7 protein-coding genes are annotated in these 13845 nt (G+C 66.5%); 5 read left to right on the top strand and 2 right to left on the bottom strand.

From position 1 onward, the window contains the following. The 5 genes from DBR10_RS19780 to DBR10_RS06775 all read left to right on the top strand — a co-directional run. Positions 1-1516, top strand: a 1516-nt coding sequence (locus tag DBR10_RS19780) for an autotransporter outer membrane beta-barrel domain-containing protein (RefSeq protein WP_233243307.1), incomplete at its 5' end; no start/stop codon positions are given. Positions 1517-1672: 156 nt separating this feature from the next. Then, positions 1673-2401, top strand: a complete 729-nt coding sequence (locus DBR10_RS06790) for a response regulator transcription factor (RefSeq protein WP_108505718.1) — start codon at positions 1673-1675, stop codon at positions 2399-2401. 423 nt (positions 2402-2824) lie between these two features. Next, positions 2825-9499 (top strand): beta strand repeat-containing protein, encoded by a 6675-nt coding sequence (locus DBR10_RS06785; RefSeq protein ID WP_108505717.1) that lies wholly within the window; start codon positions 2825-2827, stop codon positions 9497-9499. Between the two features lie 153 nt (positions 9500-9652). Next, entirely contained in the window at positions 9653-11689 is a 2037-nt protein-coding gene (locus tag DBR10_RS06780; RefSeq protein ID WP_108505716.1) for an O-linked N-acetylglucosamine transferase, SPINDLY family protein, read from the top strand. Next, positions 11686-13323: a hypothetical protein gene (locus DBR10_RS06775; protein WP_108505715.1), complete on the top strand. Its 1638-nt coding sequence runs from the start codon at positions 11686-11688 to the stop codon at positions 13321-13323. Before DBR10_RS06780 ends, DBR10_RS06775 begins: the two co-directional genes overlap by 4 nt. Positions 13324-13336: 13 nt before the next feature. On the opposite strand, the gene DBR10_RS06770 is transcribed toward DBR10_RS06775, so the two are convergent. Continuing rightward, the gene (locus tag DBR10_RS06770; RefSeq protein ID WP_108505714.1) at positions 13337-13741 is read right to left on the bottom strand and encodes a MerR family transcriptional regulator; all 405 of its coding nucleotides are present in this window, start codon (positions 13739-13741) and stop codon (positions 13337-13339) included. Continuing rightward, positions 13741-13845: biotin/lipoyl-containing protein (locus tag DBR10_RS06765; RefSeq protein WP_146187824.1), on the bottom strand; the 105-nt coding region annotated here is incomplete at its 5' end. The genes DBR10_RS06765 and DBR10_RS06770, both read right to left, overlap by 1 nt.

Raw genomic sequence — 13845 nt, 5'->3', positions numbered from 1 at the left:
CGGTGACGGAACTGACAGCCTGATCATCGATGGAGGGGCATCGGTCTACACGACTCTGTCTGACCAGGATGGCCGCCTGGATGTTTCGGTGGGGTCAGGGACCCTGGGCCTGACCAATACCGGCGACCTCAAGCTCACCAGTCTGTCCCTGGGGGCGGAGAGCAAGCTGATCCTCAGCGTCGACCCGGACGCCGGCACGGCGACGCGACTGATGGTCGACACGGCCAGCATCGCCTCGGGAGCCAATCTGGGCCTGGTCCTCAACAACCTGCTGACCGACACGGCGACCTATGAGGTGATCCGGGCCGGCACCCTTACAGTCGGCACAATCAGCCAGGACCTGCTGGGCGATGCACCCTATCTCTATCTGGCGGAGGCCTATGCGGCCGATAGCAGCGTCTATGTCGACGTGCGCCGGCGTTCGGCGGCCGAGGCGGGGATGACCGTCTCGCAGAGCGCGGCCTATGACGCGGTCTTCGCGGCGCTCTCGGCGGACGACGATATCGCCACGGCCTTCCTGAACCAGACCTCGAAGGACGGGTTCTACAACCTTTACAATCAGATGCTACCCAGCCAGGGCGCGGGGCTGTTTTCGGCCCTGCAGGCGGTCAACCAGCAGGTCTCCGCCGCGACGGCCATCCGCCCGGATCGCGGCGAACGGTACGGACCCGACAGTGTCTGGGTGCAGCAGATCAACACCCTTGTGCGGCGCGAGAGCAGCGACACCCTGGGTTCCGACACCCAGGCGCTGGGCTTTGTCGCGGGCTATGAGGCCATGGGCGATGCCGGCGGCGCGCTGGGCGTAACTCTGTCGATGGTCAATATCGAGGAGCATGACACGGTCGCCAAGGTCGGGGAGCGGACCAGCGCCTCCCTGGTTCAGGGCGGACTCTACTGGCGACGCTCGGTCGGCGGCTGGCGGTTCAACCTCGGCGGCGGCGGGGGCTATGGCTGGATCGCCGGTGACCGCAGCTTCATCAGCGAGGACGTCGACGGCGACAGCGTGGCTGATGTCATCCGGACCAATACCGCCCACTGGACCGGGGCGACGGGCCATGCCTTTGCCGGTGTCGCCTACGAACAGCCGCTTGGGCGCTTTTACGCCCGGCCCGAGATGCGTCTGGACTATGTCTATTTCAGTGAGGGCGAGCGGGTCGAGAGCGGCGGCGGGGATGGCTTTGACCTCACCGTCGCCGCGCGCGCGTTCAGCAATCTGAGCGGCGATGCCGGACTGGTCGTAGGGGCCAATCTTGGTCAGGAGGTCTGGTGGCGACCGGAGGTGCGGGTCGGCTATCGCCAGACCCTGGCTGGCGACATCGGCGACACGGTCGCGAGCTTCAGGGGCGGCACGCCCTTCACCCTGACCTCCGTCGACGACAGGCAGGGGGCGGTCACGCTCGGTTTTGCGCTGCGGGCCGGCTCCTCAATGTCCTATGTGGCCCTCGAAGGGGGCGCGGAGGCCTCGCGCAAACAGACCCGCTACAATCTGCGCTTTTCGGGGCGGGCGATGTTCTAGCCATCGGGCCCCCGAACCCGGACTCTGGTCAGGCCGCGCCATATTCCGGCCATTGTCTCAAGCCGATTTCATTACAAAGCCGTTAGAAATGAAATCATCCGGCCAAGCTGCACTGATACCCGAGGGTTCTCCCAGGTTATCGGAAGCCACTAGACTGTGCGTCAAAGAATTCTCATCCTCGATTCTGACCAGAGTGCTCGTTCAGCCTTGAGCGAGCTGCTTTCACGCCATGAATACGAAGTCTTCAATGCATCGTCCGGAAGACAGATGGACGGGATCATGGGTGAGGTCGATGTCGACCTCGTGATCCTCGACATCATGCTGCCCGATGAGAGCGGCCTTTCGATTTGCGGGCGTCTGCGCAACCGAAACCCCGCCCCCGGGCTGGTGGTCGTCAGCGCCTTTGCGGAGGAGAGCGACATTGTCGTGGGCCTTGAGATCGGGGCCGACGACTATCTCGCCAAACCCTACCGCCCCCGTGAACTGCTGGCCCGTATTCGTGCAGTCCTGCGGCGTCGCCGTGAAGCCGGGCGGGCAGGGCAGGATGACGACCGCTCGCTGGTCTACCGCTTCAACGGCTGGCGCCTCAGCGTGGCGACGCACCAGTTGCTCGACCCCTATGGCCGGACCGTGGACCTTTCTTCGGCGGAGTTCACGCTGCTGTGGACCCTCGTCTCGCGACCCCAGCAGATCCTGACCCGGGAACAGCTGACGCAGGGGCCGCGCGGTAGTGGGCCCCGGGCTGGTTCACAGCAGATCAATGTGACGATGAGCCGACTGCGCTCAAAGCTCAGTCACGTTGAGGGCGGTCCGCAACTGATCCGGACCGTGCGCTACGAGGGCTATATTCTGGCTGCGGCCGTTGAGCGGATCTCGGCCGACTGAGCAAGGTCGAAGGTGCGGGAAGACTTGGGGCCCCGCCGAATCATTTTGAGCCGAAGTCTTGTGAAATGGAAGTTTTGCTGTCTTCCGGTTCTGGGTCCCGCCCCCGTGCGCCTGTGAAATTCGTAAGACAGCGCCCGACCGGAAATTCCCCAACTTGGCCTATAAAATACTGAAAAAGTTGATTTTTCTAAGTTTGAAGGGGGCCCGCTTCCGGGATGCTACCAAGCTTTCCGGTGCCCCGGCGCGCTGCGTCCGGATGTCCCGTTGAAACCTGTTGGAAAGAAATTAAGGTTACCGGAACCTGATTAGGTCAGGTTGTCGTAAAGGCTTGCCTATCGTCTGGGGGTGAGCTGGCCTTTACGCCGCTAAGAAGTCGCCCAAAGAGTCGCGCGCAAGGTGCGAGCCTTCGATCAGGACGGTCAAATGTCGATCTCGAGCCTTTCCGCCGCTCAAATCTCGGCTTTGCCGGCCACCGCCATCCAGGCGCTGTCCACGACCGATATCCAGTCGCTCAGCACGACCCAGGTCGGGGCGATCAGCACCAGCGGCATCGAGGTCCTGGACGCGACCCAGGTCGCGGCGCTTTCGACGACCCAGATCAAGGCTCTGGCCACCACCCAGATCCCGCGCTTCTCGCCGACGGTAGTGTTTGATGTCAGCCAGCTGACCACGCTTAGCGGCCAGCAGGTTCAGGCCCTGACTTCAACCCAGCTCGCGGCGCTCGATACGTCACACATCGCCGTGCTCAGCGCGACCCAGGTCTCGGTCCTGTCGGCGACCAATTTCTCCGCCCTGGCCGACACCCAGATCGCCGCGCTCAATGCCACCCAGATCAAGGGGATCAGTGCGTCCCAGTTGAAGGGACTGAGCACCACCGATATCGGTGAGCTGGCCGACACCCAGGTCGCGGCCCTGACGGCCGCCCAGCTGGGCTCGCTCACGGCCACCAGCGTTTCGAATTTTGACGCCACCCAGGTGGGGGCGCTCAGCACCACCCAGATTTCAAGCCTGTCGGCCACCCAGATTCGGGGCCTCACGGCCACCGATATCGGTGAACTGTCCAGCACCCAGGTCGGTGCCCTGACGGCGACGCAGATCGGGTCGCTGACCACCACGGGTGTCGCGGCGCTCGCCGATACCCAGGTCGCAGCGCTCAGCACCACACAGATCAAGGGTCTCGTCGCCTCGCAGCTGACGGCCCTGACCACCACGGACGTCGGCAAGCTGGCCGGGACCCAGGTCGGGGCGTTGACGACGGCCCAGTTGGCCTCGCTGTCGGCGACCAATGTGTCGGCCCTCGACAGCACCCAGACGGCGGCGCTCTCGACGACCCAGATCAAGACCCTGTCGACCACCCAGGTTAAGGGCCTGAACGCCACCGATATCGGCGAGCTGTCCACCACCCAGGTCGGGGCCCTGACAACGGCGCAGTTCGCAGCGCTGGACACGACCAATCTCAAGGCTCTGTCGACCACCCAGATCACGGCCGTGGCGGCCACCCAGATCGCGGCCCTGAGCGCCACCGGAGTCTCGGCGCTTGACGGCACCCAGGTTGCGGTTCTGGACGCGACCCAGATCAAGGGCCTGACCACCTCGCAACTGGCCGCCCTGACCACCACCGACATCAGCGAGTTGGCCGATACGCAGGTGGGGGCCCTGACGGCCACCCAGATCGGCGCGCTGTCGGCCACCAACATCTCGGCACTCGACGCGACCCAGACGGCGGCCCTTAACACCACCCAGATCAAGGCTCTGACAGCCACCCAGCTGAAAGGGCTGACCACCACCGACATTGGCGAGCTGGACGTCACCCAGGTCGGAGCTCTGAGCGCAACCCAGATCGGCGCGCTCAGCAACACCAGCCTGTCGGCCCTGGACGCGACCCAGACCGCCACCCTGTCGGCCACCCAGATCAAGGGGCTGACGACCAGCCAACTGAAGGGTCTGACGACCACCGACATCGGCGAGCTGTCGACCACCCAGGTCAGCGCCCTGACGGCGGACCAGCTCAAGGCTCTGACGGAAACCAATATCTCGGCCCTGGCCGACACCCAGGTGGCCGCGCTCAGCACCACCCAGGTCCAGGCCCTGTCGACCACCCAGCTTAAGGGCCTGTCGGTCACCGACATCGGCGAGCTGTCCGGCACCCAGGTCGGGGCGCTGAGCGTCGCCCAGGTTGGTGCCCTGTCCTCGACCAACCTGCAGCAGCTGTCGACCACCCAGGTCCAGGCCCTGTCCTCGACCCAGATCGGCGCCATCAGCGCCACCAATGTCACCCTGCTGGCCGATACCCAGTTCGCGGCGCTCAGCACGACCCAGGTCAAGGGCCTGACGACCTCGCAGCTGGCGGCTCTGACCACGACCAATATCGGCGACCTGGCCAATACCCAGGTGGCGGCCCTGACCGCGACCCAGATCGGGGCTCTGAGCGCCACCGGCGCTTCGGCGCTCGACGGCACCCAGGTCGCCGCTCTTTCCGACACCCAGATCAAGGGTCTGACGGCGACCCAGCTGAAGGGCTTCACCACTACCGATATCAGCGAGCTGGCCGGTACCCAGGTGGCGGCCCTGACCGCGACCCAGATCGGGGCGCTGTCCAACACCAATGTCTCGGCGCTTGACGCCACCCAGTCGGCGGCCCTGACCGCGACCCAGATCAAGGGTCTGACCAACTCGCAGCTGGCGGCCCTGACGACCACCGACATCGGCGAACTGTCCGGGACCCAGGTCGGGGCCCTGACGGCGACGCAACTGACGGCGCTTTCGGCGACCAATGTCTCGGCGCTGGATGCGACCCAGACGGCGGCGCTGAGCACCACCCAGATCAAGGCCTTGTCGATCACCCAGGTGAAGGGCCTGAACAGCACCGACATCGGCGAGCTGTCCGAGACCCAGGTCGGGGCCCTGACGGCGGCCCAGTTCGCAGCGCTGGACTCGACCAACATCAAGGCTCTGTCGACCACCCAGATCGGCTCGGTCAGCGCGACCCAGATCGCAGCCCTGTCAGCGACCAATGTCTCGGCGCTTGAAGGCACCCAGGTTGCGGTGCTGAACGCGACCCAGATCAAGGGTCTGACGACCTCACAACTGGCCGGCCTGACGACCACCGACATCAGCGAACTGGCCGATACCCAGGTCGGGGCCCTGACGGCGACCCAGATCGGTGCCCTCAGCGCGACCGGCGTTTCGGCCCTGGACGCCACCCAGACGGCGGCCCTGAACGCCACGCAGATCAAGGGCCTGACGGCCAACCAGCTGAAATCCCTGACCACCACCGACATCGCTGAACTGGCCGATACCCAGATCGCAGCCCTGACGGGAACCCAGCTGAGCTCGCTCAGCGCCACCAATATCTCGGCCCTCGACGCGACCCAGACGGCGGCCCTTTCGACTACCCAGATCAAGGCCCTGACGGCCACCCAGGTGAAGGGCCTCTCGACCACCGACATCGGCGAGCTGTCGACCACCCAGGTCAGCGCCCTGACGGGCGATCAGCTGAAGGCCCTGTCAGAGACCAATATCTCGGCCCTGGCGGATACCCAGGTTGCAGCCCTGAGCAGCACTCAGGTCCAGGCCCTGACGTCGACCCAGCTGAAGGGTCTGTCGGTTACCGATATCGGTGAACTGTCCGGAACCCAGGTCGGCGCGCTGAGCGTCGCCCAGGTCAGCGCCCTGTCCTCGACCAACCTGCAGCAGCTGTCGACCACCCAGGTCCAGGCTCTATCGGCGACCCAGATCGGGGCGATCAGCGCCACCAATGTCACCCTGCTGGCCGATACCCAGTTCGCCGCCCTCAGCACGACCCAGGTCAAGGGTCTGACGACCTCGCAGCTGGCGGCTCTGACCTCCACCAATATCGGTGACCTGGCGGATACCCAGGTGGCGGCCCTGACTGCGACCCAGATCGGATCGCTGTCGGCGACCAATGTCTCGGGCCTCGATGCCACGCAGACGGCCGCCCTCAGCAGCACCCAGATCAAGGCCCTGACGGCCACCCAGCTCAAGGGTCTGACCAGCACCGATATCGGTGAGCTGGACACCACCCAGGTCGGGGCCCTGACGGCGACCCAGTTGGGCTCGCTGACGGCGACCGGCGTCTCGGCGCTGAGTGCCACCCAGACGGCGGCGCTGAACGCAACCCAGATCAAGGGCCTGACTGCGACCCAGCTGAAGGGCCTGTCGGAAACCGACATCGGCGAGCTGTCGACCACCCAGATCAGCGCCCTGACGACGGACCAGCTCAAGGCCCTGTCAGAGACCAATATCTCGGCCCTGGCCGACACCCAGGTGGCTGCCTTGAGCAACACCCAGGTCCAGGCCCTGTCGACCACCCAGCTTAAGGGCCTGTCGGTCACCGACATCACCGAGCTGTCCGGCACCCAGGTCGGTGCACTGAGCGCCGCCCAGGTCAGCGCCTTGTCCTCGACCAACCTGCAACAGCTTTCGACCACCCAGGTCCAGGCCCTGTCGGCGACCCAGATCGGTGCGATCAGCGCCACCAATGTCACCCTGCTGGCTGACACCCAGTTCGCGGCCCTCAGCACGACCCAGGTCAAGGGCCTGACGGTTTCGCAACTGACCGCCTTGACCACGACCAATATCGGCGATCTGGCCAACACCCAGGTGGCGGCCCTGACCGCGACCCAGATCGGGGCCCTGACCGCTACCGGCGTATCGGCGCTCGACGGCACCCAGGTCGCCGCCCTGTCCGACACCCAGATCAAGGGCCTGACGGCAACCCAGCTGAAGGGCTTCACCACCACCGACATCGGCGAGTTGGCCGGCACGCAGGTCGCGGCCCTGACCGCGACCCAGATCGGGGCGCTGTCGACCACCAACGTCTCGGCCCTGGATGCGACCCAGACGGCTGCCCTGACGGCGACCCAGATCAAGGGGCTGACCACGTCGCAGGTCTCGGCCCTGACGACGACCGACATTGGCGAGTTGTCCGGAACCCAGGTCTCGGCCCTGGCCGCGACCCAGATCTCGGCCCTGTCGGTGACCAATGTCTCGGCGCTCGATGCCACCCAGACCGCCGCCCTCAGCACCAGCCAGATCAAGGCCCTGACCACCACCCAGGTGAAGGGGCTGACCACCACCGATATCGGCGAGCTGTCCGAGACCCAGGTCGGTGCCCTGACGACGGCCCAGTTCGCCGCGCTCGACTCGACCAACATCAGGGCCCTGTCGACCACCCAGATCGGTTCGGTCAGCGCCACCCAGATCGCGGCCCTGTCGGCGACTAATGTCTCGGCGCTTGACGGCACCCAGGTCGCGGTCCTCAACACAACCCAGATCAAGGGCCTGACGACCTCGCAACTGGCCGGCCTGACGACGACCGACATCAGCGAGCTGGCCGATACCCAGGTTGGTGCGTTGACGGCGACCCAGGTCGCGGCCCTGTCGGCGACCAACGTCTCGGCGCTCGACGCCACCCAGATGGCGGCGCTGAGCACCACCCAGATCAAGGGACTCACCGCCAGCCAGATCAAGGGTCTGACGACGACCGACGTCGGCGAGCTTTCGACCACCCAGGTCGGAGCCCTGACGGCCGATCAGCTCAAGAACCTGTCCGAGACCAATATCTCGGCCCTGGCCGATACCCAGATCGCGGTGCTGAACAACACCCAGGTTCAGGCGCTGAGCACGACCCAGATCAAGGGCCTGTCGATCACTGATATCGGTGAACTGTCGGCCACCCAGGTCGGTGCCCTGAGCTCGGCCCAGGTCGGTGCTCTGACGGGCACCAACATCCAGCAACTGTCGACGACCCAGATCACGGCCCTGTCGGCGACCCAGATCGCCGGCATTTCGCCCGCGAACGTGACGCTGCTGGCCGATACCCAGCTCGCGGTGCTGAACGCCACCCAGGTCAAGGGTCTGACTGCATCGCAAGTCGGAGCCCTGACCTCCACCAACGTCACCAACCTGGCCGACACCCAGATTGCAGCCCTGACGATCCTGCAGCTGGCGGCGCTCTCGGCGACCAACATCTCGACCCTCAACGGCACCCAGGTCGCGGCCCTGGCCGATACCCAGGTCAAGGCCCTGACCAGCACTCAGCTGAAGGCCTTCACGACCACCGACATCGGTGAACTGTCGGCGACCCAGATCGGCCAGCTGACGGCGACCCAGATCGGTTCGTTGACCCCGACCGGTATCTCGGCCCTCGACGCCACCCAGACGGCGGCCCTGAACGCGACCCAGATCAAGGGCCTGACCACCTCGCAGGTCTCCGCTCTGACGACGACGGACATCAGCGAGCTGGCCGGCACTCAGGTCGCGGCCCTGACGGCGACCCAGCTGGTGGCCCTCTCGGCGACCAACGTCTCGGCCCTCGACGCGACCCAGACCGCTGCCCTGACGACGACCCAGATCAAGGCCCTGACCACCACCCAGGTGAAGGGCCTGACGTCGACCGACATCGGCGAGCTCAGCGAAACCCAGGTCGGTGCCCTGACGACGGTCCAGTTCGCAGCGCTCGACTCGACCAACGTCAAGGCGCTGTCGACCACCCAGATCGGTTCGGTCACCTCGTCCCAGATCGCGGCCCTGTCGACGACCAATGTCTCGGTCCTCGACAGCACCCAGATGGCCGTGCTGAACGCGACCCAGATCAAGGGTCTGACGACTTCGCAGCTGGCCAGTCTGACGACGACTGATATCGGCGAGCTGGCCGATACCCAGGTCGGTGCCCTGACCACCACCCAGCTGTCGTCGCTGTCGGCGACCAACATCTCGGCCCTGGATGCCACCCAGTCGGCGGCGCTCAGCACAACCCAGATCAAGAGCCTGACCGCCACCCAGGTGAAGGGCTTGTCTCAGACCGACTTCGGCGACCTGAGCGGGACCCAGATCGCGGCCCTGACCAGCAGCCAGCTCGGCGCGCTGACGACGACGGTCATCGGGGCCCTGACCACGACCCAGGTCGGATCGCTGCAGACGACCCAAATCACGGGGCTGTCGACGACCCAGATCGACTATCTGACCACGACCAGCATCCTGGCCATGACCAGCACCCAGGCCAACGCCCTGACCACCACCCAGGTGCAGAGCCTGAACGGCGACCAGACCGTCGCCTACCTGGACGTGACCTGATCCCGCAACGATCGCGGCGTCGCCGGACCTATCCGGTGACGCCCGTCGCCGCCCCCGGGCGGTTGGCCGCGCCATTGGACGTCCAGTCGAGCCATGGCATCGTCTGGCGGTACGATTCGGCCGCACTGACTGTGGCCCGTGTTCGAGATGACCATGGCCGATCCCGACGTCCTCGCCGTTCTCGCCAAGATCACGGCCGGCGAGTTTTCGCTCAGTGACCTGATCAATGCCGCCGGCTCCCTGGCCGGGCAGGGTCAGGCCGGCCTGGCCGAACAGGTCTACAAGGTCTGGATCCAGTTCAATCCCGACCACCCGCAGCTTTTCATCGCCCATTTCAACTGTGCCAGCCTGAATGTCAGCGGGCCCGAGGCCGCTGCGGCGCATCTGGAGCGGGCGATTGCGCTGAACGCCGACTTCCTGCCGGCCTATATCAATCTGGGCGGTCTGCGGGAGCGCTCAGGCCAGCTGGAAGCGGCCATCGGGATCTGGAACGAGGGGGCCAGCCGCCCCATGGCCCTGACAGGGGCCAATGCCGGCTATGCCTTCGGAGCCATGAAGCAGATCGCGCGGGCCCTGCTGGAGGTGCAGCAGAGCCATCGCGCCGAAACCGCCCTGTGGCGTTGCGCGGATCTGGATCCCAGCCAGACCGACACGATCGGTCAACTGGTCGCCGTGCGCCTCAGCCAGTGCAAGTGGCCGCCGGTTGCGCCCTGGGAGCGGGTCGACCGCCGCACCCTGCTGCTGGGCTTTCACCCTCTGTCGATGGCCGCCTATACCGATGACCCCTGGCTGCAGCTGTCGGCGGCGGCCCGGTTCACGGCACGTGAGGCGGGCAGCAATCCTGACGCCATTATCGTGGAGCGGCGGGATGCGCCCATCGATCTGACGGGGCGTCGGCTGAAGGTGGGCTATATCTCTTCGGACCTGCGCGACCATGCTGTCGGCTATCTGATGGCCGAACTGTTCGAGTTGCATGACCGCGAGCGGGTCGAGGTCTTCGCCTATTATTGCGGGCCTGAGGCCAACGACGCGCTCAATGCCCGCACGCGGGCGGCGGTCGAGCATTTCATCGATATCCGCACCATGAGCGACGACGTGGCGGCCCGCCGCATCGCCGACGACCAGATCGACATCCTCGTCGACGTCAACGGCCATACGCGCGATGCCCGCACAGCCGTGTTCGCCCGCCGTCCTGCGCCGATCCTGGTCAACTGGCTGGGCTTTCCCGGCACCATGGGCAGCGCCTTCCATCACTATATCGTCGCTGATCCGTGGATCATCCCGCCCGAGGCCGAGCGCTACTATTCGGAAGCCGTGCGCCGCCTGCCCAGTTACCAGCCCAATGACCGCAAGCGGATCGTGGCGGCCGAGACTCCGACCCGGGCCGAGGCCGGCCTGCCTGAGGATACCTTCGTGTTCTGCTGCTTCAACGGCACCCAGAAGATCACCCCGTTCGTCTTTGACCGCTGGATGGAGATCCTGCGCCGGACGCCGGACAGTGTGCTGTGGCTGTTGGACAGCCATCCGGAGACCAATGGCCGGCTGGCCGAGCGGGCCGAACAGGCCGGGATCGACCGCTCACGCCTGGTCTTTGGGCCCAAACAGCCCAATCCGGTGCATCTGGCCCGCTACCCCCTGGCCGACCTGTTCCTCGACACCGCGCCCTACGGGGCTCACACGACGGCCTCGGACGCACTCTGGATGGGGGTTCCGGTTCTGACCCTGTCGGGGCGCAGCTTCGCCTCTAGGGTCTGTGGCAGTCTGGTTCGCTCGGCCGGGCTTCCCGAACTCGTCTGCGAAGACGCCGGTCGCTATGTCGAGCTGGCTGTCGAACTGGGCCAAGACCGCACCGCGGCACGGGCTCTGCGCGAGCGCCTGCAGGCCGGCCGCGATACCTGTGTCCTGTTCGACATGGACCTGTTGACCCACAGCCTGGAGGACCTGTTCCACGCCATGGTCGGGGAGTACCAGGCGGGCGCGCGGCCAAGGCCCGATCTGGCCAATCTCGAGGACTATCTCGAGGTCGGACTGGCGGCGGACCATGATGCACGGGACATGATGGTCGAACCCGATCTCGACGGCCTGTATCGCCAGGGTCTGGCGCGTCGCCACCAGATGCGGCCCCTCACCCCGGACGGACGGCTCTGGCGTCCCGAGGACGTCGCGGCGGCTGAGGGGCAGGGCGCTTGACCGGGCCCGGGTCCGGCGAGGCCGTCCTCGACCTCGCCGACCGGCTGCTGGCCGAGGCGCGCGCGGATGACGCCCTGACCCTCTATAGCCACCTGCTGACGGGACAGGGTGAACGGACCCGGGCCTGGGCCGGCTTTTGCCAGGCCCTGATCGCCCGGGGCGACGTGCTGGGCGGGCTTCGGGCCCTGGACGCGGCCCGCAATGATCTCGGGGATCTCGAGCCCCTGACCGCGCAGATCCAGGCCCTGATCCCGGCCGGGGCCACGGCCTTCAATGCCTGCGTCGCCCGGGGCGATGTCGCGGCCGCCGCGCCTCTTGCCTCGGCGCTTGCGATCCTGACGCCGCAGAGCGCCCCGCGCGTGACGGCCGCCATGGCCTGCCACCAGACCCTCGGCAACACCGAAGAGGCCGTGCACTTTGCCCGGATCCTGCACGAACTCGAGCCCGACCACATCACCGCCCTGACCCTGCTGGCCGACCAGGCCCGCGATGACGGCGATGTCGAGACCGAGATCCGCCATCGCGTGACCCTCGGCTTCTCGCCGGATCCCGGAATGCATCCGCTGATGCGCCTGCGGGAATTGCATGACGGCATGAGCCTGCTGCTGTGCCGGCCGCTGCTGTCGGACGCCGATCTCGACCTGCTGGCCCGCATGGAGGCCGCCGCCCGGGCCTTTCAGGGCACGGTGCCCGAGGACTCCGAGTGGTGGGGCTGGATCAAGGCCTACAAGCTGCTGACCGATGCCCTCGATATCGCGTCGATCCGCGCGCCCACGCCCGCGCGTCCGATCGATCCGGTCCAGCGCTATGTCTCGGCGACCGGGCAGGAGCTGGACGATGCCGGTCTGGCGGCCCATGCCGCGCGCCTCGGCGCGCAGGCCGTGTTCTTTGCGGCGGCGGACGTGGCCTATGTCGCCCTCTATGCCCGCTGGTACGCCCTGTCGGTGCTGCGCCACTGCGACGTGCCGTGTCTGGTGGTCATCCATGTGATCGGCGGGGCCGACCGGCTGGCGGCCGCGATCGCGACGGTCGGCATCACCGATGAGCGGGTGGTGTTCGTCGGGGATGGTTTCGATCCCGCCCCGGTGACGATCAAGGTCTATGACTCGCCTCCCAAGGGGCTGATCGCCCTGCCGGTGGCGCACTACCAGTCGGTGCGTTTCCAGCGGCTGGGCCCATTGCTGGACGTGCTGAACCGCCCGGTCTTCGTCTCGGACATCGACCTGCTGCTACAGCGCGGGGTCGCTGACCTGCTGGAGCAGCATGTCGGGGTTGACGTGGTGTTCAATGAGAACTTCTCCAACACCTCGGTCGCCTCGCGCCTGACGGCCAATCTGGTCCTCGTGCAGCCCTCAAGGGGCGCAACGGTTCTGCTCGACTATCTGCGGACCTATCTCGACCGGCATCTGGCTAGGCCCGAGGTGACGCGCTGGATCGACCAGGTGGCCCTGACCGTTGCCCGTCATCACTTGCGGCGGCAGGTTCCGGACGCGCGTCTGGCCCTGTTCGACACCACCAGCGACATCAACAATGTGATGTTCGGCAGCTATCAGGAGCACCCGTTCCGGTTCCTGTCGCTCTATCACGGCTTTGATACGTCCAGCCTCGAGAACGACCCCCGGGTTCTGGGCTAGGCCATGTCCGGGGTCAGGCCCCGATCGCCTCGATCAGGCCTTCGATGGTGGCCGCGCAGCGGCGGCGCTCCTGCAGGGCCTGGGCCAGCACGGCCTTCAGGGCCGCGTCATAGGCGGGCGGATCGCCGCGATGGCGCATGACGTCGCGGATGTCGGCGATTGGCACATCGACGCTGCGCAGCAGGGTCACCGCTTCCAGCAGTTCGACCGCGTCGCGATCGTAATAGCGGACACTACGGGTGCCCCGGCGGGCCGCCACCAGGCCGATGGCCTCATAGTGGCGCAGGGCTCGCGAGGTGACGCCCAGCCGCTCGGCCAGGACATTGATCGGGGTCAGCACCGACAGGGCCTCGCCGGTCGGGACCCGGGCGGGCAGGCGAACGGCTTCGACAGAAGACTGGGCGTGGGCGAAGGTCATCAGGCAAACTCCACAAGGACCTGATCGGCGGCGACGGGGTCACCGGCCCTGGCGTTGACGGCCTTGACGGTGCCGTCGCGCTCGGCGCGGATGATGTTCTGCAT

Origin of the sequence: Caulobacter sp. HMWF025, assembly GCF_003060965.1 — a bacterium.
Classification (GTDB): domain Bacteria; phylum Pseudomonadota; class Alphaproteobacteria; order Caulobacterales; family Caulobacteraceae; genus Caulobacter.
The sequence above is the reverse complement of the archived record's forward strand: the minus strand, read 5'-3'. Positions and strand labels throughout refer to the sequence as shown.

What these genes read in the sequence shown, in the direction of transcription:
- DBR10_RS06770 (WP_108505714.1), bottom strand. Translation starts at nt 13,741, where the DNA reads ATGACCTTCGCCCACGCCCAGTCTTCTGTCGAAGCCGTTCGCCTGCCC.
- DBR10_RS06780 (WP_108505716.1), top strand. Translation starts at nt 9,653, where the DNA reads ATGGCCGATCCCGACGTCCTCGCCGTTCTCGCCAAGATCACGGCCGGC.
- DBR10_RS06785 (WP_108505717.1), top strand. Translation starts at nt 2,825, where the DNA reads ATGTCGATCTCGAGCCTTTCCGCCGCTCAAATCTCGGCTTTGCCGGCC.